The following is a 20,180-nucleotide window of genomic DNA, read 5'->3' on the forward strand; positions in this document are numbered from 1 at the left end:
CGATACATTGTCTCAGAGCAATACAGTGTATCGACATGAGGCACCGTATCGCCGTGATCGGAGGCGGCCCCGCCGGGCTTACCTTCGCCCGCGTCCTGCACCGCCGTGATCACCCCGTCACCGTGCTCGAACGCGATCCCGCCCCCGACGCCCGCCCTCCGGGCGGCACGCTGGACCTGCACGAAAAGCTGGGCCAGCTCGCGCTGGACAAGGCAGGGCTGCTGGCGGAGTTCCAGGCGCTGTCCCGTCCCGAAGGGCAGGCCATGCGTATCCTGGACACGGACGGGACCGTCCTTCGCGACTGGCAACCGCGCCCGGACGACCGGGCCAATCCCGAGATCGACCGCGGACAACTGCGGGACCTGCTGCTCGGCCCCCTGGACGTTCAGTGGGGGCGGGGCGTGACGGAGGTGCAGCCGGGGACCCGGGATGGCGTGCTGGTCCGTTTCGCGGACGGGCGGCAGGAGACGTACGACCTCGTGGTCGGCGCGGACGGCGCGTGGTCCCGGGTCCGCCCGGCGGTCTCGCCCGCGACGCCGCACTACACCGGCGTCACCTTCGTCGAGACCTCCCTGGACGACGTCGACACCCGCCACCCCGACCTCGCCCGGCTGATCGGCGACGGCTCCGTGGCCGCGTACGGCGTGAACCGCGCCCTCGTCGCCCAGCGCAACAGCGGCGGCCACGTCAAGGTGTACGCCCAGTTCCGCGCGCCACTGGACTGGCACACGGATCTGGACCGGCATCTGGGCTTGAACCGGCGCGCGGACCCGGACACGAGCCTGGACCTGGCCGACGTCGAGGCCGTGCGATCAAGCCTGCTGGCTCTGTACGACGGCTGGACCGCTCCCGTCCTCGACCTCCTCCGCCACGGCACCGCTTTCGTCCACCGCCCCCTCTACGTCCTGCCCGTGTCCCACACCTGGGCCCACGTGCCCGGGGTGACCCTCCTGGGCGACGCCGCCCATCTGATGCCCCCCTTGGGGGTGGGCGCCAACCTCGCGATGCTGGAAGGCGCCGAACTCGCCGAGTCCGTCGCCGCCGCCCCTGGCGATCTGGACAAGGTCGTCCGCGCCTTCGAGGAACAGATGTGGGCACGGGCCGGCAGGTGGGCTGAGATCACGGCGGCCGGCCTGGAACGCCTCGTGAGCCCGGACCCCACCGAAGCCCTCGCCTTCTTCGACGAAGTCCAGCCGTCCTGAGCGCCGCCGACGAGTCGGTTTCGTGGGCGGTGATCGATCCAATGTTCCTCGGGCCCTCGCACCCCAATCGTCAATTTAGGAACGCAACTGGCCTCTTGCGCATCTATTTTCCTTGCTGACAAGCAGTGCCGGCGAAAGGACAGCGATGCCTAAGCAGACCAACGCCGCGCCCGGGGGCTACACCACCGTCGCACCCTGGGTCGTCACCGACGACACAGGAGCCTTCCTCGACTTCGTTACGCAGGCATTCGGCGGCGAAGAACTCGGGCGGGTGGCTACCGAGGACGGCTTGATCGGTCATGGTGAGATCCGAATCGGTGACACGGTCGTGTTGGCCTTCGACCGACACGCGGACTGGCCTCACAATCCGAGCCTACTGCGCGTGTTCGTCGCGGACGCGGATCAAACGTTCTCACAAGCCATTACGGCCGGCGGCCATGTCATCACCCCACTGGCGGACAACGCCTTCGGACAGCGTGGAGGACGCATCAAGGACCCCTTCGGCAACATCTGGTGGGTGGTCAGCAGCGTTGAAGACGTCTCCGAGGATGAGATGTGGAGGCGACTCCAGGATCCGGTATACGCCGAGGCCATGCGTGTGGCTCAAGAGACGCTCGACACCGAACTCAGCGGTCGACACGTGGGACGCAGCAGCGCGCCCGTCAAGACGACCAGCTAGCGCGCTGGTGGATTTCGGCGGCGAGCCGGGGTCTTTTTTCACACCTCAGCTCTCACAATGCGGGCGACCGACAGTTACCGACTACAAGATCCAGTCCGGGGTTCAAAGACAGGCACTGACCGCCGAACGCAGCTCGGTCGCGTACTGCAGGGTCAGTGCGTTCGGCGAGTATGCCGCTGACGGGACGATCCGGTCGGCCGGGGATCGCCGTAGCAGCGTTGGCCATGGTGATCACTCCGAAGGCACACGCATGACGGGGGCTTTCAGGCGTTCTTGACGGCGGACACGTCGAACTCGAGCGTGATCCTCTCGGAGATCATCACCCCGCCTGTTTCCAGGACGGCGTTGAAGCTGACGCCGTAGTCCTTGCGATTGATCACGGTGCTGCCCTCGAAGCCGGCCCGGGTGAAGCCCTGGGCGTCGACGGCGGTGCCGGCGAACTCGAGCGGGATGGTGATCTCGCGGGCGACGCCCCGGATGGTCAACTGGCCGGTCACCTCGAAGCGGGCGTCGTCGATGTGCTTGACACCGGTGCTGGTGAAGGTGATGTGCGGGTGTGTCTCGGCGTCGAGGAAGTCGCCGGTGCGCAGGTGGCCGTCACGCTGTGGGTTGCCGGTGTCCACGCCGGTCGCGTCCAGCTTCACGCGGACGGTGGAGGCGGACGGGTTGGCGGCGTCCAGGTGGGCGGTGGCCTCCACGACGGGGAAACTGCCGCGCACCTTGGTGACCATCGCGTGGCGGGCCACGAAGCCGAAACGGCTGTGCGCCGGGTCGATGGTGTAGGTGCCGCTGAGCTCGTTGGGGTACACGTCGCGCTCCATCCAGGATGGTTCAGTGCTGAATGATTCAGTACGACATTACCTCCGGGTATTTCAGTGCGCAACTATTGCGTACGATGTGGTCATGACGAGATGGCTCACCGACGACGAACAGCGGACCTGGCGGGCCTTCGGCCGGGCCAGCCGTCTGCTGGCCGACCGGCTGGAACGCGACCTTCAGGCTGGGGCCGGCATGCCGCCCACCTACTACGAACTCCTGGTTCTGCTGTCGGAGGCACCGGACCGGACCATGCGCATGAGCGAACTGGCTCACTGGACCCACTCCAAGCCCAGCCGCATCTCCCACGCGATCAACAAGCTGGAACAGGCCGGGTGGGTGCGCCGGGAGCACTGCGCGGGCGACCGGCGTGGCTGGCTCGCCATTCTCACCGACGAAGGAAAAGCCGCGCTCGAGACCGCCGCCCCCCTCCACGTGGAGAGCGTGCGCACCCACCTCGTCGACCTCCTGTCGCCCGAACAGATCCGCCAGCTCGGCGATATCAGCGAGACCCTCCTGAAGCACCTGACCGACACCAGGTAGGGCGCAGGTCGGACCACGACCGCGCGGGGAGCAGCCGCCCGGCCTTCGGTGACCTCCACCGTGCCGCGCCCCAGCGGATCGGATTTCGGCGACGTGGCTGGCGATGCCGTACCCGCAGCGTGGTCAGCCCGGTGTTCGTCGGCCGGGGCGAGGACTTGTCGGCGCCGTCGGCGCGTGGGGCCCGCTGCTCGACGTACGGCGAGGTCGCATCACCCGACGGCGGTCCCCTCAAGCTCGACCATCAGGGTGGGGATCGCCAGCCGTGTCACCCCCAGCATCGTGGTGGCCGGCGCCACCCCGGCGGCGCCCAACCGCGACGCCAGCACGCCGTAGTGCTGGAAGAGCAGATCGACGTCGGTGGTGTAGACGTTGAGCCGGACGAGGTCCGCGAGGGACATGCCGGCCTCGCCGAGAACGGCCTCCACGTTGTCGAGGCTCAGCGCCAGCTGCGCCGCCATGTCACCGTCATGCTGGGGCTTGCCGTCGCCGCTCATCGCGGTCTGCCCGGCGCAGTAGAGCGTCCGGGTGTGCCCGGAGACGACCTCGCCCTGGTTGTACCCCAGCTCCACCGACCACGCCCACGGGTTGACCGCCGTTCGCTTCATTGCCACATCAGCTCCATTCGATTCATCGAAAGTAGGGACGTACACCGGCCTCGGTGGGCCGCGATGACAAGCCTCCCGGCAAATTACGACATCCTTTGTCGTGTATTCCGATAACTTCCTCGTATGCGCGCCGACCGGTTGGTCTCGCTGGTGTTGCTGCTGCGGCGGCACGGCCGGCTGTCCGCGGCCGCGCTGGCCCGCGAGCTGGAGGTGTCCACCCGCACCGTGCTGCGCGACATCGAGGCTCTGTCCGCGGCCGGCGTCCCGGTCTACGCCGAACGCGGCCGGCACGGCGGTTTCGCGTTGTTGCCCGGTTTCCGTACCGAGCTCACCGGGCTGAACCACGACGAGGCTCTTGCCCTGCTGATCGCCGGATCGCGGCGCGGCGCGCAGGCGTTCGGCCTCGGCTCGGCGCTCGCTTCGGCGATGCTCAAGGTGGTCGACGCGCTGCCCGAGAGCTACAGGAACACCGCGGCCGGCGCGGCGGAGCGATTGCTCATCGATCCGGAGACCGACCTTCTCTCTCGCCGGATGGTCGCTGAGGAGGTGCCTGACGCCATAGTGGCCGAGGTCCGGCGCGCGGTGCTCGCCGGACACAAGCTGCGCATCCGCTACGCGGCGGTGGGCCAGACCCCGAAGTGGCGTACGGTGGACCCGATCGGCCTGGTCACCGTACGCGACCGGGGCTACCTGCTGGCCACGAGGTCTGGCGCGGACCGCACCTACCGGCTGTCGCGGGTCCTGGCCGCCGAGGAACTCCCCGAACCGGCACAGCGACCAGACCGGGTCGATCTCGACCGGGCCTGGCAGGAACGCAGCACGCGGTTCCGGGCCGGCGGCGACCAGGTCACCGTGCTGGTCCGCGTGGACCTGGGGCGGCGGGAGGAGCTGGTGGGCACCGCGGTGGCCGTCCACACCGAGGAAGCCGACGCGGACGGCCGGCTGCGGATGGAGGTGTCCTTCCAGGACGCGCGACACGCCGAATGGGCGCTGTGGCAGCTCAGCACGGGCGCGGAGGCCCTGGCCCCGCAGTGGTTGCGCACCTCCCTGCGCAACCGCGCCGCCGCGATCGCCACCCGCTACGCGGGCTGATCCTGAAAGGGGTCTCCAGCAGCAACGGAGCAGAATCCACCGAACCCGCCCCCGACCTCTTTTGAGCTTACGTTCTCGTTCCGCTGTACCGGATGCGGGCAGCTACCTGCTTGCTGACGTAGATCTCAAGCTGCCGGAGCAGCGCGCCCTCGCGAAGGCCAAGATTTCACCCTGTTTCATGACGACACAGAGTGAGTGTTCGGAAGCCGGGGCAGCATGTCTGAGTGGTCCCGAGGGGCTGCTCACCAGCCTGGGCCTCACTTCATGTCTTTGGGGGATTTCGATGGAGATGCCTGTTGTCAACGCGTGCGAAGTGGAAGCGTGCGCCTACAACTCCGACCGTACCTGTCACGCACTGGCCATCACCGTGGGTGACGCCCGTCATGCCCACTGCGACACCTTCTTCAGCGCTCCGGCCAAGGGAGGTGACCCCACAGCCGTAGGCCATGTCGGCGCATGCAAGATGTCCGATTGCCGGCACAACAGCCAGTTTGAATGCCAGGCTCCGGGCATCAGAGTCGGTTACGTGGAGAACGCGGCGGACTGCCTCACCTTTTCGCCCGCCTGAGCAGCAACTCAGGTCGGGCGTGGCAGCAGGTCGTCGTCGACTTCGGGGACTTCGCGTGAGAGGCTGCCGATGTTCCGTCTCCTGGCCATCCTGGCGGCCACCGCGCCGACCTTCTTATCCATCCTGATGCTCCGCAGCTTCGCCTGGTTCGGCCACGAGCCGCCGCAGCCGGATCCGCTGGAGCTCGCGATTGGGGTGGCCTACGGCTACGCCACCGACTACCTGCCGGTCCTGCTGGCGTTCCTCGCGCTCTGGGTGCCGCGGTGGCTTCCCAAGGTCGGCGCGATCGCCGCGGCCGTGGCGTTGATGCTCACCGTGTCGACCCTCGTGGTCTCTGGAACCGGCGGCTTCGGCCCGCAGTTCGGCTCCATACTGGCCTGCCAGGCGATCGCCCTCGTCGCTCTCCTGCGGACCCGCCCGGAACAGCGGGTGCCATGGCCACGGGCGATCATCTGGAGCGCGGTCGTGCTGCTCGCGCTCGGCCGGACCCTGGCCAGGAACACCCCCACCAGCGACTTCGGCTGCTACGCGGACGTGAAGGGGACATGGGCGCTGGCCTTTTACCACCTCGACACCGCCCACGGCCTCTACTACTGGGTCGCGGCCGCCGCGATCGGTGCCGTGCTCTCCGGATATCGGGCCGCACCGCTCTGTGGCCTGGTGCTGCTGGCGCCCGCATTGTTCCAGCCCGCCGCCTGGCTCCTGTCCAACGCGCCGCACAACTGCTCCAGCCCTCTGGAGCTGTTCGACTGGCCGTACCTGATCGCGGGGGTGCTGGCATTGACCTCCCGCGCTCGCCTGCCCAACCGGACCTAGCCGATGCGCCCGTCTTCTCCCGGGGAAGACGGAAGGTCACCAGCAGGTCCCACGGCACTGACAACTCGCGACGGTCGAATAGGCGACCTCACCAGTACGGCCTGAAGGTCAGCGGGGCGCCATGACCGTGCCTGGCCCCTGGCTGCGGTGGTCAGGCTTGTACGGTGGGCCTGACGACGACCTCGCTGATGTCGACGCCGGCGGGCTGCTCGATCGCGAACCCGATCGCGGACGCGACGGCGGAGGGCGGGATGGCGATCTCGTCGCGCTGCCGGATCATCGCCTCCGCCACGGACGGGCTTGCCCCCTTGCCCACCCCCTCAGTGTCGGTGAATCCGGGTGAGACCAGGGTGACGCGCAGGTCGGGCCCCGACTCCTGCCGCAGGGCCTCGGTCAGCACCTTGACCGCAGTCTTGGTGGCGGCGTAGACGCCCTGCGGGGATTTCACGACGTAGGCCGCGGTGGAGGCGACGTTGACGAACTGGCCGCAGCGTTGCCGCCGGAAGACGGGCAGGGCCGCTCCGATGCCGTTCAGCAGACCGTTGACGTGTGTGGCGACCATCGCGTCCCAGTCGTCCTGGCGCAACTCGTCGAACGGTGACACCGCCATCGTGCCGGCGTTGGAGACCAGGACGTCGAGCCGGCCGTACTGATGGACCGCCGTGTCCGTGAGGAGCTTCAGGTCCGCACGGCGCGTCACGTCGATGACGGCTCCGACGGCTGAGCCGCCCTGTGCGACGATCTGGTCCACCACCGCGTGCAGCCGGTCTTCTCTTCGTGCGCCGAGTACGAGCCGGGCCCCTTTCCCGGCGAGGTGCGCAGCCGCCGCCGCTCCGATGCCGCTGCTGGCACCCGTGATCGCTATGACCTTGCCGGCGATCCCTGTCATGATCGGTAGTCCTTCCACGAGGAACAGACCGCAGGTCGATCCTTGACCTACAGTGGAAGTGGAGGCGCCACCACTTAGTGCAGCTTAAGTGGGCGCGCCTCCGTTTAGCAACCGGAGAGGACGACGGCCGCCGTGAGCACATATGCACCACGCCCGTTGCGAGCCGACGCGCGCCGCAACCGGGAGAAGATCATCGCGGCTGCGGCGAGCGTCTTCGCCGAGGAGGGACTGGACGCGCACCTGGAGCGCATCGCCAAGGAGGCGGGCGTGGGCACCGCGACGCTCTATCGCAACTTCCCCACCCGGGACGCCCTGATCGAGGCGGTCTACCGCAACGAGGTGGCTCAACTGTGCGATGCCGTGCCCGGCCTGCTCACGGCACACCCGCCCGATGACGCCCTGCGTGCCTGGACACGCCTCTTCCTGGACTACGTAACCGCCAAACTCGGCATGGCCGACGCCTTGCGCGCCATCGTCGCCACGGGAGGAAACCCCTACGGTCAAAGCCGCGACATGATCCAGGCCGCCATCACCACCCTGATGGACGCCTGCGCCGCCGCCGGGACGATCCGCACCGACATCAGCCCGGCGGATCTGGGAGCCGCCCTCGCGGGCATCGCCCTGACCTCGGCCGAGCCCGACCAACGAGACCGGGCCGAACGCCTGCTCGACCTCACCCTGGACGGACTGAGGTCTCGTCCGTGAGTCCGCCTGCGAGACCGAGCGTCAGGGCCGGTGAGCGGGTGGGCTGGCGGCGTCGGCCGGAGGTCACCGATCCGGCGTGCCGTGAGCCTGCGCCGAGAGGTCCTGCCAGTCGGCCCAGGTCTTGAGCCGGTCGGCGTAGGCCTGCTGGAGCATCGGGTAGAAGCCCTGCCCGAAGAGCACCCGCAGGGGCGGCTCGTCGGAGTCGACGAGCTTGAGGAGTGCCCGTGCCGCGGCGGCCGGATCGCCCGCGGGCTGCTTGCCCGCGAACCCCGCCAGCCGCTGGCGGAGGCCGTCGTAGATCGGGTCGGGCTCGGCCAGGTGGCCGTTGGCGAGGGGATCGGGGTTCTTGCCGTCCCTGGTGGCGAAGCCGCCGGGCTCGATGATGGTCACCTTGATGCCGAACTCGGCGACCTCCTGGGCGAGGGATTCGTTCACCGCTTCCAGGGCCCACTTGGAGGCGCTGTAGGCGCCGCTGAGCGGCATCGCGAGGAGCCCGGCGGCCGAGGACAGCTGGATGATGTGCCCCGCGCCCTGCTCGCGCAGGCAGGGCAGTGCGGCCTGGATCACCCACATCGCGCCGAACAGGTTGGTCTCCAGCTGGTCGCGCAGGTGCTGCTCGGTCAGCTCCTCGATCGCGCCGACCTGGGCGTAGCCGGCGTTGTTCACGATGACGTCGAGACGGCCGAAGTGCTCGGCGGCCCGCTTCACGGACTCGAAGACGGCGGCCTTGTCGGTCACGTCCAGCTCCAGCGGAAGCACCGCCTCACCGTGGGCGGCGACCAGCTCGCCCAGGCTCGCGGCGTTGCGGGCGGTCGCGGCCACCCTGTCACCGCGCGACAGCGCGGCCTCGACGAACTGACGGCCCAGGCCTCGGGACGAACCGGTCACGAACCAGACCTTGCTCATGATGTCTTTCCGATCTTCATGCGGTGGTCACGCCACGCGGATCGTCCGCGCGGCGTCCTGACGAACATGAGGCACCGGCCGCCCGATCCCTGTGACAGGGCGGCCCTGTGATGTGCGCCACCACACGCGGCGAGTACCGATGAGTTCTCCGCCCTCGGCCGGTCGGTATGGGGGAACGGTACGCAAGGCAGGAGGAGCGTCATCATGACGGTGATCGTGGCGGGAAAGGTGTTCGTCGATCCGGAGGCCAGGGATCGTTGCGTCGAGGCGCATCGCGGGATCGTCGAGGCGGCGCGCGACTATCCCGGGTGCATCGATGTGGCGATCTCAGCCGACCTGGTCGACCCTGGCCGAGTGAACATCTTCGAGCATTTCGAGTCCAAGGAGGCGCTGGACGCCTGGCGGTCGGTCGCCCCCAGGCCCACCGGGGACTGCGAACTCAAGGACGTCCAGGTGTTCAAGCACGTGATTGCCGCCTCCGGCCCGCCTTTCGACTAGCGCCTGCGCGCTTCAGCGGTCACTTCGTCGGGAGGCCCACCGCGTTGGCCGCGTCGGCCTCGAAGTAGTCGGTCGTGGCGAAGGCGCCGACGTGGCCCTCGAGGAAGTTCCTGACGTCGTCGATCGAGTCGTGCATGATGACGTTGACCGCCTTGGCCCCGTCGGTGCTCGCCACCGCCAGCGTCCACCTGGCGCCCTGGGGGAGCCGGCCGTACGCCTGCTTCACGGAATCCCAGAAAGCGTTGGTGTCAGAGATCGTGGAAACAGCCATGACGGGCACCGTGCCACCCTCCTCACGCACTCGCGGATGCACTCGGCAATTGATGTGCAGATACCGTGCGGCGCCATTCTCGAAGTCGTAGATCGCGACGGTCTGAGGGTCCTCCAACGGATCGTCCGAAGGCATCAGGAAGTGGGTCTCGCTGATCTGCAGCAGCTCGTAGTCGAGCTGTTCCGGCCGGTCGAGGAGTCGTGCCTCCGTGGGGTTCAGGGAGAGTGTGAGGTGCAGCTTCCCGTTCTCGGCCGCCACCTCGTAGCGGGTGCCGGGGCGCTGGTAGGAGCCTTCATACCTGGACAGATCGAGGGCCAGGGTGGGGTCGGGCGCCGGCAGGCCGGGGATCGTGACCGCGCCGAGGTCGGCCAGGATCTCGTTGAACACCTTCCGGTAAAAGCTGTCGCGTGGTCCGGCGTTGGCCAGCATCGAGACGGCGATGTCCGACTCCGGCAGGATCCGCAGCCGGGCGCTCTGGCCGACCGCGCTGCCGTCGTGGGCGTAGACGGTCTGCCCGTGCCAGTCGCACACGATGAGGCCGAGTGCCCATTCCGGCCCGAACGTGTACGGGTCAGGTATGGGAACCCGCGACTGCGTCATCTCGCGGATGATGCCGGGGGGAGACGATGGTGGTCCCGTTCGGCGCCTTTCCTTCGTGGAGGAAGACGTACGCCATCGTGAGCAGTTCCGAGGCAGTCGTGTTGACGTTGCCTCCGGGGCCGAAGGAGCGTGGCAGGTGACTGAGCGGTGAAAGGACGGCGCCCTCTTCGAGGGATCGGATCAGGTGCCCGGTCGCGGCCCGGTCCTGGTCCACGTGCTCGCGCCGGCTGCTCGTCGAGATCAGTCCCAAGGGGTCGAACAGGCGATTTTTCATGATGTCGTCCCACCGCCCGCCGTCGATCACCTCCATGATGCGGGCGAGGATCGCGTAGCCAAGGGCCGCGCTGTAGCCGTGCGTGTGGCCCAAGGGGTGGACCTGGCGTGCGCCGGCGGTGTTGCGCACCATGCGCTCGTACACGTCGTCGCCCTCGCCAGGATCTCCGTAGTCCTCCTCGATGCCGTGGGTGTGGTTGAGGAGGTGGCGGGGTGTGACCCTGGCGCTGACGTCGGGGTCGGCCACCCGGAAATCGGGGAGGTAGGTCCGCACCGGCTCGTCCAGAGCGACTTTCCCCTCGTCGACGAGTTGCATGAAGGCGAGGGCGGTCCAGGTCTTGGACACGGAGCCGCACTGGTAGATGGTGCCGGACGTCGCTGGGTCATGGGTGAGGACGCTCCTGACGCCGACTGCGAAGCCGGTGGTCTGCCCGCCGTGGAGGATGCCGATCGCGGCGCTCGGGATCCGGTATTCGGCCAGCAACTCGGCGACGCGGGCTCGAATGCGGGTCACGTCCAACGTTTTCTCCATAAGGGGTTCCTTGTCACCACTGAGTCTTTCGAAGCAGGGAAAAGCTACGTTGCCTTTCCAGACCAGTCAACGAATCAGCGGGCTCTAACGTGAATCGTTGCAACAGAAATGTCGGAAAATGCAATCCTTGCCGAGGCGTCGTTGCAATGTACTGTTGGTGAACGCACTCGCGGACCTGAAGAGAGGGAGAGCCGATGCCCGGAGGCAGGCTGACCCACGACGATCGCAGGCAGATCGGGACCTGGATGGCCGAAGGGCTGGGATACGCCGAGATCGCCAGGCGGCTGGGCAGGCCGACGTCCACGATCAGCCGCGAAGTGGCGCGTAACAGCGCGCCCGGCGGCTACCTGGCCGACCGCGCCCAGCAGGCCGCCGGGCAGCGCGCCCGCCGCCGCAGAACGGTTCAGGCCGCGCAGCCGCCGGCCGAGCCCGTGCACGGTTTCGTGGAGCGGTTGGCGGCGCTGCTGGCCGGCACCGGCCTTCCCCGGATGCCCGCTCGCGTGTTCGTCTGCCTGCTCACCTCCGGGCCCGGCAGCCTGACGTCCGCCGAGCTCGTACGCCGGCTACAGGTCAGCCCGGCGTCGGTGTCGAAGGCCGTCGGCTATCTCGAGGCGATGGAGCTGGTCAAGCGCGCGCAGGATTCCGGCCGCCGCGAGCGGTACTTCGTCGACGACGACGTCTGGCGCCACGCGTTCAGAGCCGACACCGGAGCCCACGCCGAGGTCGCGGCGGCCGCACGGCACGGAATCGAGGTCTTCGGCACCGGTTCGCCCGTCGCCGCCCGGCTGGGGGAGATGGCGCAGTTCTTCACCTGGATCAGCGAGCGGATGAACGACAGCGGCCCCGCCGGCGCCGTCGTCCGCGACGCGCTGACGGTGCTGGCCGCACTGGTGCACGCCGTCCGGCCGCTCACCGCGGACGACCTCGCCACGGCACTGGACTGGCCCGTCCAGCGGGCGGCCGACGCCCTGGACACCATCAGCCGCCGTCCGGCCCTCTCCGACCCGCTCGCCGTGGAGCGGTGCGGGCGCGGCGCGTACGCCGTCACCCCGAGGCCCGACCGCCTGAGCTCCGCGCAACGCGACGCACTGACCGCCGGTCCGCGCTCGACCCGAGGGACTCGACCGTGACGAAGCGCCTTCCGTGTCCGCGTCGGGAGGATCGCCCGCTGTGCGAGGACTTCTGTCAGCCGGAGAGGACGGGCCAACCGCCGCTGCGAACACATACGTCCGCGGCCACCTCGCCGACCGACCGGCCGTCGGTCTCGACGCGCAGGTGACCTGCCCCGGCATGGTCGAGCACCTCGGCCTCGCGCGCCGCCCGTTCGGCGATGCGGCGCAAAGCGTCGGAGCCCAGCCCGCGCAACTCGTCACCCGGTATGGCCGGCCCGCCGCCCCGGCCACGCTGCGCGACGCGCCCGGCCAGCGTCGCCGGTCCGGCGTGCAGGCGGCACACGGTCAGGGCCGCTCCGGGCAGCGACTCGGCGTAGCCATGGACGACGTCGTCGGAGTCGGCCTCCCCGGAGACGACCAGGCACCGGGCGCCCATCGCGCGATATCCGCTCCAGACGGCCGCGAGGTTACGCGCCTTGAGGCCATGGCCGTCCATGCGGGGACGCAGCGCACCGATCTGCTTCACGTCGACATAGGCGGCTCGCACGCCGGTTTCGTGGATCTGCCTGAAGATCTCGTACCCGACCGTCGACTTCCCCACCGCCGTGGCACCGCAGAGCCACAACACGGGGAGCGGCGCGGTGTCCCCTCGCGGGGCCGGCGGGCGGCTCTGCCGGTCGACGGAACCCTTGAGCGTCACGGCGGGAAGGACACCCGGCCATCCCCCCAACCGCTCACGGACCAGCCGGGCCGCCTCGGACACCGTGACCCCGCCGGTGGCCACGCACACGTCGGCGTACTCGCTGCGTTCCAGGGCCTCGGCCTCGGCGAGCGCGTCCTCCACCAGGTCCGGGCGCCACCCCCGCCCGAGGAAGCGTTCCCTGAGCTCGGCGCTGCCGATGCGCAGCCGGCACAACGTGAACGCGGCCTCGGGAAGAAGGTCCGTGTACGTGCGAACCTCCTCGGAGGTGTGGACGAAGCCGGCAAGGACCAGACATCGCACCCCTTCCTCCAGGAAGTTCGGCAACATCGCGGCCAGGTTCTTCGCACGAACGTGATGCGTCGTGCCCTCCGGCGTGGGATAGCACAGACTGATCTGGTCGGCATCGACGAACGCGGTCTTGACGCCACTCCGGCTCAGCTGCGCGAAGAGCTCCCAGCCGACCGAGGACTTCCCCACACCCGTCGGCCCTGAGAGCCAGAGCAAGGGCACACGTACATCGCTCACCCGCGCGACACTAACGAACTGCCGACGGAGCGAGCGAACGGATTTCGGCGGGCGTGCCCCGAGGCGGCCGCGGCCGCCTACCACGACACCCCCGCCGTGATCATCTGGCAGCTCCGCCGCCCTCTCTGAGAGTTTTCGACCTCCTGGCACGTGGCGGTCCCGGTCGGCCTATTATGTATACGCATCCGTGTGCGTTTACGAAATGAGGTGGCCGGATGGTGAAGATCCTCGGCAAGGTCGGGTTACTCGTTCCCGCCCTCTTGACCGGCGCGGCCTGGCTGGTCATCCTGCGGTTGAAGAACGTGCCGGCGCCGCTGCTGGTGGTCTACGGGCTGCTGCTGGCCGGGTCCGTGATCGGGCTGCTGTGGCCCCGTGTGCTCGGCCGGCGGTCCACACGACGCCGGGTGCTGGCGTTCCTCGGGGTGCCGGCCGGCCTGGGCACGCTGGGGCTCTACCTCGCGGTCGTGTACTACGTCACCGATCTGCCGGTGCTGCTGGCCCTCGCCGCCGCGGGCTGCCTGGGATGGGCGGCGGGCGCCCTCCTGCGCGGACGCCGGAGGGTGTCTGGTCCGCACGCCCGGCCGACCAGACGCGCCTTCCTGCTGGGCGGTGCCGGGCTGGTGCTGGGCGTGTTCAGCGGGCTGTCGGTCAGCCGGGTGGAAGGGCGGCGCCGCGAGATGCTCGCGCAGCGCGAGCAACAGCGGCAGGCTGCCGTACGCGCTCCGGGCGGGCGGCGGCGGGTCACTGACGGCGTCCTGCGAGTGTTCCCGATCCACACCGGCGACACCATCGTCACCTACGGCCAGTTCTACGGCGGCCTGGACGGCTGGGAGGGGTTGAACGGCTACGTGCGCACCCTGGTGGACAAGGCGCAGATCACGGTGCCGGTCTACGCCTACCTCATCGACCACCCCCGGCACGGACTCCTGCTGGTCGACACCGGCGTCAACAGGGAGCAGGCCCACGATCACGACGGGTACTACGACATGACCTCGCGCCTGCTGAGCGAGCGCGACGAGTATCAGATGACCCCCGAGCAGGACCTGCGGGTGCGCCTGGCCCGGCTCGGCTACGACGCCGATGAGGTCACCACCGTGTTCCTCACCCACGTTCACGACGACCACGCGGGAGGGCTGCGCCACCTGCCCCAGGCGACGGTGGTGATGGACCGCCGAGACTGGGACCACGGCGTGTTCTATCCGCACTCCTTCGACCTGGTCAAGGAGAACCTCTCCTTCCCCGCCTTCGACTCCGGCGCCTTCGGCGCCTTCCCGGCCAGCCAGGACCACTTCGGCGACGGCAGCATCGTTCTGCTGCCCACCCCCGGCCACTCGCCCGGCCACATGTGCGTGCTGCTGCGCATGGACGAAGGCGGCGTCCTGTTCATGGGCGACACCCTCTACACGCTGCCCCACCTGGCCGTCGACCAGGTCCGCCAGATGACCATCGGCGGGGCCGACACGGTCCACCAGATCGAGGCGGCCCGGCGCATCCAGAGCCTGCTGGCCTCCGACCCCGGGGTCGTGCCGCTGTTCGCCCACGACAACACCCGCTACCAGTCCGATAGGGTCTTGTCCGCGTTCGCCCAGGGAACGCCGGGCAAGGAGGGGCTGCGGGAGTTGCGCGCGCACATGGAGACCGTCCTCACCCCCGGCTGGCGGCTGCGGCCCGGGCACACTCCCCGCTTCGTACCGGCGGCGTCCGGTGCGCGATGGGGGCGGGTGGAGTTCGGATGACCTCGACGCGGCGCACCCGGGGCAGGCCGCGCGACCCCGAGGCGGACGAGGCGATCATGAAGGCGGCGCTGGAGTTGTTCGTGGAGCGTGGCCTGGAAGGCGCGAACTTCGAGCAGATCGCCAAGCGCGCCGGCGTGGCCAAGGTGACCGTCTACCGGCGCTGGTCGTCGAAGGAGGAGCTGCTCACCCAGGCGATCGAGCGGGCCCGCACGCTCGTCCCCGAGGCCGAGGTCTGGGCCGCCACCGACGCCGCGGCGCAGCCGGCCGGCGAACAGCTCATGGACTCCTGGGTGCGCACCTTCGGCGACGCCCGCTTCCGGGCTATCCTCGCCCAGCTCATCGGCTCCAGCGTCACCCGGCCGTCACTCCTGGCCACCTACCGCGAGCAGTACATCGAGCCCCGCCGCCGGGCGATCCACGCCGCCATCGAGCGTGCCCGCCGCGACGGGCGGCTGGACGGCGACGCCGAGATCGAAGCGGGGATCGACCCGGGGATCGACACGGTGATCGACATGGTCGTGGGCGCGGCCATGTACCGCATGCTCATCGACCCGGACGCGCCGGCCGACCCCGCCGCCGCACGCCGGTACCTGGAAGAGGTGCTCCGCCAGGCCGACCGGCTGCTGGGGCGCCCCGACCGGCCCGAGGACCAGCGCAGCGGTCACGCGCCGACGTAGGCCGCGAGGTGTTCGCCCGTGAGGGTGGAACGGGCGGCGACGAGGTCGGCGGGGGTGCCCTCGAAGACGATCCGCCCGCCGTCGTGCCCGGCGCCGGGGCCGAGGTCGATGATCCAGTCGGCGTGCGCCATGACCGCCTGGTGGTGCTCGATGACGATGACCGACTTGCCGGCGTCGACGAGCCGGTCGAGCAGACCCAGCAGCTGCTCGACGTCGGCGAGGTGCAGGCCGGTGGTGGGCTCGTCGAGGACGTACACGCCGCCCTTGTCGGCCATGTGGGTGGCCAGCTTCAGCCGCTGGCGCTCGCCGCCGGACAGCGTGGTGAGCGGCTGGCCGAGGCTGAGGTAGCCGAGCCCGACGTCGGCGAGCCGGCCGAGGATGGTGTGCGCGGCGGGTGTGCGGGCCTCACCGGCGCCGAAGAACTCCTCGGCCTCGGTCACCGGCATCGCCAGCACCTCGCTGATGTCGCGCCCGCCGAGGCGGTATTCCAGCACCGACGCGTCGAAGCGCCTGCCCTCGCACTCCTCGCACGTGGTGGTGACGCCGGACATCATCCCGAGGTCGGTGTAGATGACGCCCGCGCCGTTGCAGGTGGGGCAGGCGCCCTCGGAGTTGGCGCTGAACAACGCCGGCTTGACGCCGTTGGCCTTGGCGAACGCCTTGCGGATCGGGTCGAGCAGCCCGGTGTACGTCGCCGGGTTGCTGCGCCGCGAGCCGCGGATGGGGGACTGGTCGACCGACACAACGCCCGCGGAGGCGGGGATGGAGCCGTGGATCAGCGAGCTCTTGCCGGAGCCGGCGACGCCGGTGACCACGCAGAGGACGCCGAGCGGGATGTCGACGTCGACGTCCTGCAGGTTGTGGCGGTCTGCGCCGCGGATCTCCAGCTTGCCCTTCGGGGTGCGTACCGACGTCTTGAGCTGGGCGCGGTCGTCGAGGTGGCGGCCGGTGATGGTGTCACTGGCCCGCAAACCGTCGACGGTGCCCTCGTAGCAGATGGTGCCGCCCGCGGTGCCGGCGCCGGGGCCGAGGTCGACGACGTGCTCGGCGATCGCGATCGTCTCCGGCTTGTGCTCGACGACGAGCACGGTGTTGCCCTTGTCGCGCAGCCGCAGCAGCAGGTTGTTCATCCGCTGGATGTCGTGGGGGTGCAGGCCGATGGTGGGCTCGTCGAAGACGTAGGTGACGTCGGTGAGCGCGGAGCCGAGGTGGCGGATCATCTTGGTGCGCTGCGCCTCGCCGCCCGACAGCGTGCCCGCCGGCCGCTCGAGCGAGAGGTAGCCGAGCCCGATCTCCACGAAGGAGTCGAGGGTGTGCAGCAGCTTGGCGAGCAGCGGCGCGACCGACGGCTCGTCGAGGCCGCGGATCCATTCGGCCAGGTCGCTGATCTGCATCGCGCAGGCTTCCGCGATGTTGACGCCCTTGATCCGCGAGGAGCGGGCGTCCTCGCTGAGCCGGGTGCCGTCGCACTCGGGGCAGGTGGTGAAGGTGACCGCACGGTCCACGAACGCCCGGATGTGCGGTTGCATGGCCTCCCTGTCCTTGGACAGGAACGACTTCTGGATCTTCGGGATCAGGCCCTCGTAGGTGAGGTTGACGCCGTCGACCTTGACCTTTACCGGCTCCTTGTACAGGAAGTCCTGCAGTTCCTTCTTGGTGTAGTCGCGGATCGGCTTGTCGGGGTCGACGAAGCCGGACTCGGCGTAGACGCGTACCGTCCAGAAGCTGTCGGACTTCCAGCCCGGGATGGTGAACGCGCCTTCGGAGAGCGACTTGGAGTCGTCGTAGAGCTGGGTGAGATCGAGATCGGTGACCGTGCCGCGGCCCTCGCAGCGCCCGCACATGCCGCCGATCCGCGTGTACGTCGCCTTCTGGGCCTTGCGGTTGTTGCCGCGTTCGACCGTGATCGCGCCGCTCGCCCTGACCGTGGGCACGTTGAAGGAGAAGGCCTGGGGGGAGCCGATGTGCGGCTCACCGATCCGGCTGTAGAGGATGCGCAACATCGCGTGGGCGTCGGTGGCGGTGCCGACGGTGGAGCGGGGGTCGGCGCCCATCCGCTGCTGGTCGACGATGATCGCGGTGGTCAGTCCGTCGAGGACGTCGACCTCCGGCCTGGCCAGGGACGGCATGAAGCCCTGCACGAAGGTGCTGTAGGTCTCGTTGATCAGCCGCTGCGACTCCGCGGCGATCGTGCTGAACACCAGCGAGCTCTTGCCCGAGCCGGAGACGCCGGTGAACACCGTCAGCCGGCGCTTCGGGATCTCGACGCTGACGTCCTTCAGGTTGTTGACGCGTGCGCCGTGCACGCGGATCACGTCGTGGCTGTCGGCGGTGTGCGGCGCAGGCGACTGCGGGTCTTTCCTCGTGGTCATGCTCATCGTGTCTCCGTTTCTCGGGCGGGCCGCCTCTCGAGGCCCTGGGCTTGCGTCGCCTGGCTCGATCAGGCTTGAGCGTACGCGTGGTCGTCCTGCGCTTCTGCCACCACGGTCACGTTAGGCGAGAGCCGGAGGCCGGCGCTTCTCGAATCCTGATCGGTCCGCGCTCGGACCTCGCGTCGTTCGACGCGACTTCCGGGAAACCGCCGGCCGGGTGCGGCGCCTGTCCCCTCGACGGCTGCTCGTTCGTCTCCTCACCATGAGCGAAAACCTTTCCGCCCTCCCACGAGAGCGGCGCAGCAGGACCGCATCCACGACACCCGGTGAGTCCCGTCGATGAACGTGTTCCTGTGGATCGTGCAAATTTTCCTGGCCGTCATATTCGTCATGTCCGGCCTGGTGAAGATCCTCCAGTCGAGGGACAAGCTGGTCCCCAAGTATCCGTGGGTCCAGGATTTCTCCCCTGCGTCAGTGCGGTCGATCGGCATGCTGGAGTTGCTCGGCGCGATCGGGCTGGTCGTGCCGGCCGCCACCGGCATCGCACCCGTCCTGACGCCGGTCGCCGGGACCGGGCTGGCGATCACGATGGCGGGGGCGCTGGCCCTGCACATCCGCCGCAGAGAGCCGTCCGGGCTGCTGGTGCCCGGGCTCCTGTTCGTGCTCGCCGCGCTCGTCGCCTGGGGACGGTTCGGCCCCTACGGCTGGTGACCTGCGCCACATGGCACATCTCGCTGCGAACGGCGGCGAACACCAGAAATCAACCCGAGGATGGATCGTATGTCAGCCACCGAAGTGGCCCGTAACAAGGCAACGCTCCGGCGCTTCCATGACGCCGTCAGCAGCGGCGACGCGGAGATCATCGCCGCGACGATCGACGAGGTCGTCGATCCGGACGTGCTGATCCGCACGCCACTGCCGATAGAGACGAAGGGGGCGCAAGCGCTCAAGGAGGTGTTCGCCGTGCTTCATCAGGCCTTTCCCGACCTTCACATCGAGATCGAGGACGTGATCGCGGAGGGGGACAGGGTCGTCACCAGGAACACGGTGACGGGGACGCACCGGGGTGAGTACATGGGGCTGGCACCGACGGGCAGATCCATCACGTACAGGGAGATCCTCGTCGCCCGCTTCGCCGACGGCCGGGTCGCCGAGACCTGGGCGGTCGTCGACGTCCTCGCGCAGCTGCGGCAGCTCGGCGCCATCCCGTCCTAGCGACAGCGCACTCCGGCGTCCGGCGCCCTGCCGCACGCCGGAGTGCGGGATCACGTGGTCGTCCCGTAGACGGCCCAGCCGGGGTGAGGCAAGCCCTTCATGGAGGGGAGAAGGGCAGGCGTCGGCTAGCGTTACCAACATTGACGTCGAGTCATGGTGGTGACGGTGATGGCGGCGGAGGAAAGCAATGCCGGTGGTACGGACGCGCCGCGGCGACGCCGTGACGCCGCGGCGACGCGGCAGTCGTTGCTGGAGGCGGCGCGTCAACGGTTCGCCCGTGACCGCTACGAGGCGGTCAGTGTCAGGGACATCGCCGCGGACGTCGGCGTCAACGTCGCTCTGGTGTACCGCTACTTCGGGTCGAAGGCGGGCCTGTTCGCGATGGCGGCGGCGGACTCGGCGGTGTTCGGGCAGTTGGACGTGCCGGCCGAGGAGTTGCCTGACCGGATGGCCGAGCTGTACGCGTCCGGCGCGGCGCGCTCTCTAGCCCTGGACGACCTGCTCACGGTCTGGCGGCTCATCGGGGAGGCTCCTGATCAGGAGGGGCCGCCCGAACACATACGGAACTACGCCGAGAACACCGTGGTCGGGCCGTTCGCCACGGTCGCTGCCGGCGACGACCCGCAGCTTCGCGCGGAGCTGGCCGCCGCGTTGCTCGCCGGGATCAGGGTGCTCCGGTGGGCGTCCCCGGAGGGTCGGCTGGCCACCGCGCCGCCCGAGCAGGTGGTTGAGTACGTCCGCCGGGGAGTGCGGGCGCTGCTGCACGGCGGCCACTAAGTAAACGTATTTACTTGCTGCCCGGCTGGTGCTACCGTGCAAATGTAAACCTGCTTACTTCGCCGGGA

General features: G+C 69.1%; 22 protein-coding genes. 14 read left to right on the forward strand and 8 right to left on the reverse strand.

The window, feature by feature from the left end:
- Positions 1-35 precede the first annotated feature (35 nt).
- Together ABGB01_RS39335 and ABGB01_RS39340 are read left to right on the forward strand one after the other, a co-directional pair.
- Positions 36-1,202, forward strand: a complete 1,167-nt coding sequence (locus ABGB01_RS39335; protein WP_347778843.1) for an NAD(P)/FAD-dependent oxidoreductase — start codon at positions 36-38, stop codon at positions 1,200-1,202.
- Positions 1,203-1,347: 145 nt separating this feature from the next.
- The gene (locus ABGB01_RS39340) at positions 1,348-1,881 is read left to right on the forward strand and encodes a VOC family protein (RefSeq protein ID WP_347778844.1); all 534 of its coding nucleotides are present in this window, start codon (positions 1,348-1,350) and stop codon (positions 1,879-1,881) included.
- A gap of 263 nt (positions 1,882-2,144) precedes the next feature.
- Here ABGB01_RS39340 and ABGB01_RS39345 read toward each other — a convergent pair whose 3' ends face one another.
- Entirely contained in the window at positions 2,145-2,702 is a 558-nt protein-coding gene (locus ABGB01_RS39345) for a YceI family protein (protein WP_347778846.1), read from the reverse strand.
- Positions 2,703-2,784: 82 nt separating this feature from the next.
- Here ABGB01_RS39345 and ABGB01_RS39350 point away from each other — a divergent pair, with 82 nt between their 5' ends.
- Positions 2,785-3,240 carry a MarR family transcriptional regulator gene (locus tag ABGB01_RS39350; protein WP_347778848.1) on the forward strand — a complete coding sequence of 152 codons (456 nt, stop codon included), beginning with the start codon at positions 2,785-2,787 and terminating at the stop codon, positions 3,238-3,240.
- Positions 3,241-3,449: 209 nt separating this feature from the next.
- On the opposite strand, the gene ABGB01_RS39355 is transcribed toward ABGB01_RS39350, so the two are convergent.
- Positions 3,450-3,845 carry a RidA family protein gene (locus tag ABGB01_RS39355; protein WP_347778941.1) on the reverse strand — a complete coding sequence of 132 codons (396 nt, stop codon included), beginning with the start codon at positions 3,843-3,845 and terminating at the stop codon, positions 3,450-3,452.
- Between the two features lie 123 nt (positions 3,846-3,968).
- Between ABGB01_RS39355 and ABGB01_RS39360 the strand changes: the two genes are divergently transcribed.
- The 3 genes from ABGB01_RS39360 to ABGB01_RS39370 all read left to right on the forward strand — a co-directional run bounded on the left by ABGB01_RS39360 (position 3,969) and on the right by ABGB01_RS39370 (position 6,321).
- Positions 3,969-4,937 (forward strand): WYL domain-containing protein, encoded by a 969-nt coding sequence (locus ABGB01_RS39360; protein WP_347778850.1) that lies wholly within the window; start codon positions 3,969-3,971, stop codon positions 4,935-4,937.
- Positions 4,938-5,220: 283 nt separating this feature from the next.
- The gene (locus tag ABGB01_RS39365) at positions 5,221-5,505 is read left to right on the forward strand and encodes a DUF1540 domain-containing protein (RefSeq protein WP_347778852.1); all 285 of its coding nucleotides are present in this window, start codon (positions 5,221-5,223) and stop codon (positions 5,503-5,505) included.
- 69 nt (positions 5,506-5,574) lie between these two features.
- Positions 5,575-6,321 carry a hypothetical protein gene (locus tag ABGB01_RS39370; RefSeq protein ID WP_347778854.1) on the forward strand — a complete coding sequence of 249 codons (747 nt, stop codon included), beginning with the start codon at positions 5,575-5,577 and terminating at the stop codon, positions 6,319-6,321.
- A gap of 151 nt (positions 6,322-6,472) precedes the next feature.
- On the opposite strand, the gene ABGB01_RS39375 is transcribed toward ABGB01_RS39370, so the two are convergent.
- The gene (locus ABGB01_RS39375) at positions 6,473-7,210 is read right to left on the reverse strand and encodes an SDR family oxidoreductase (protein ID WP_132638634.1); all 738 of its coding nucleotides are present in this window, start codon (positions 7,208-7,210) and stop codon (positions 6,473-6,475) included.
- A 132-nt stretch (positions 7,211-7,342) separates the two neighbouring features.
- Here ABGB01_RS39375 and ABGB01_RS39380 point away from each other — a divergent pair, with 132 nt between their 5' ends.
- Positions 7,343-7,915, forward strand: a complete 573-nt coding sequence (locus ABGB01_RS39380) for a helix-turn-helix domain-containing protein (protein WP_347778855.1) — start codon at positions 7,343-7,345, stop codon at positions 7,913-7,915.
- Between the two features lie 63 nt (positions 7,916-7,978).
- On the opposite strand, the gene ABGB01_RS39385 is transcribed toward ABGB01_RS39380, so the two are convergent.
- Positions 7,979-8,821, reverse strand: coding sequence for an SDR family NAD(P)-dependent oxidoreductase (locus tag ABGB01_RS39385; protein ID WP_347778856.1), 843 nt, complete (start codon positions 8,819-8,821; stop codon positions 7,979-7,981).
- 204 nt (positions 8,822-9,025) lie between these two features.
- Here ABGB01_RS39385 and ABGB01_RS39390 point away from each other — a divergent pair, with 204 nt between their 5' ends.
- On the forward strand, positions 9,026-9,319 hold the full coding sequence (locus ABGB01_RS39390; protein ID WP_347778857.1) for an antibiotic biosynthesis monooxygenase family protein: 294 nt from the start codon (positions 9,026-9,028) through the stop codon (positions 9,317-9,319).
- 19 nt (positions 9,320-9,338) lie between these two features.
- Here ABGB01_RS39390 and ABGB01_RS39395 read toward each other — a convergent pair whose 3' ends face one another.
- Together ABGB01_RS39395 and ABGB01_RS39400 are read right to left on the reverse strand one after the other, a co-directional pair.
- Complete coding sequence (locus ABGB01_RS39395) at positions 9,339-10,190, reverse strand: hypothetical protein (RefSeq protein ID WP_347778859.1); 852 nt, start codon at positions 10,188-10,190, stop codon at positions 9,339-9,341.
- Positions 10,162-10,995 carry a serine hydrolase domain-containing protein gene (locus ABGB01_RS39400; protein ID WP_347778860.1) on the reverse strand — a complete coding sequence of 278 codons (834 nt, stop codon included), beginning with the start codon at positions 10,993-10,995 and terminating at the stop codon, positions 10,162-10,164. Before ABGB01_RS39400 ends, ABGB01_RS39395 begins: the two co-directional genes overlap by 29 nt.
- A gap of 194 nt (positions 10,996-11,189) precedes the next feature.
- Between ABGB01_RS39400 and ABGB01_RS39405 the strand changes: the two genes are divergently transcribed.
- Positions 11,190-12,125 carry a helix-turn-helix domain-containing protein gene (locus tag ABGB01_RS39405; protein WP_347778861.1) on the forward strand — a complete coding sequence of 312 codons (936 nt, stop codon included), beginning with the start codon at positions 11,190-11,192 and terminating at the stop codon, positions 12,123-12,125.
- Positions 12,126-12,180: 55 nt separating this feature from the next.
- On the opposite strand, the gene ABGB01_RS39410 is transcribed toward ABGB01_RS39405, so the two are convergent.
- Entirely contained in the window at positions 12,181-13,335 is a 1,155-nt protein-coding gene (locus ABGB01_RS39410; protein ID WP_347778863.1) for a hypothetical protein, read from the reverse strand.
- A 215-nt stretch (positions 13,336-13,550) separates the two neighbouring features.
- On the opposite strand from ABGB01_RS39410, the gene ABGB01_RS39415 reads away from it, so the two are divergent.
- Together ABGB01_RS39415 and ABGB01_RS39420 are read left to right on the forward strand one after the other, a co-directional pair.
- A complete protein-coding gene (locus tag ABGB01_RS39415) occupies positions 13,551-15,071 on the forward strand; it encodes an N-acyl homoserine lactonase family protein (protein ID WP_347778865.1) in 1,521 nt (506 codons plus the stop codon).
- A complete protein-coding gene (locus ABGB01_RS39420; RefSeq protein ID WP_347778866.1) occupies positions 15,068-15,748 on the forward strand; it encodes a TetR/AcrR family transcriptional regulator in 681 nt (226 codons plus the stop codon). The genes ABGB01_RS39415 and ABGB01_RS39420 overlap by 4 nt, the downstream gene beginning before the upstream one ends.
- On the opposite strand, the gene ABGB01_RS39425 is transcribed toward ABGB01_RS39420, so the two are convergent.
- The gene (locus ABGB01_RS39425; RefSeq protein ID WP_347778867.1) at positions 15,733-18,126 is read right to left on the reverse strand and encodes an excinuclease ABC subunit UvrA; all 2,394 of its coding nucleotides are present in this window, start codon (positions 18,124-18,126) and stop codon (positions 15,733-15,735) included. The two genes, ABGB01_RS39420 and ABGB01_RS39425, sit on opposite strands and share 16 nt — an antisense overlap.
- A gap of 333 nt (positions 18,127-18,459) precedes the next feature.
- Here ABGB01_RS39425 and ABGB01_RS39430 point away from each other — a divergent pair, with 333 nt between their 5' ends.
- From ABGB01_RS39430 to ABGB01_RS39440, 3 genes are all read left to right on the forward strand, one after another.
- A complete protein-coding gene (locus ABGB01_RS39430; RefSeq protein WP_347778869.1) occupies positions 18,460-18,831 on the forward strand; it encodes a DoxX family protein in 372 nt (123 codons plus the stop codon).
- A gap of 69 nt (positions 18,832-18,900) precedes the next feature.
- Positions 18,901-19,335, forward strand: coding sequence for an ester cyclase (locus tag ABGB01_RS39435; protein WP_347778870.1), 435 nt, complete (start codon positions 18,901-18,903; stop codon positions 19,333-19,335).
- A gap of 153 nt (positions 19,336-19,488) precedes the next feature.
- The gene (locus ABGB01_RS39440) at positions 19,489-20,112 is read left to right on the forward strand and encodes a helix-turn-helix domain-containing protein (RefSeq protein ID WP_347778872.1); all 624 of its coding nucleotides are present in this window, start codon (positions 19,489-19,491) and stop codon (positions 20,110-20,112) included.
- Positions 20,113-20,180 lie beyond the last annotated feature (68 nt).

This window comes from Nonomuraea sp. B5E05 (assembly GCF_039880665.1).
In the GTDB taxonomy this organism is placed as follows: domain Bacteria; phylum Actinomycetota; class Actinomycetes; order Streptosporangiales; family Streptosporangiaceae; genus Nonomuraea.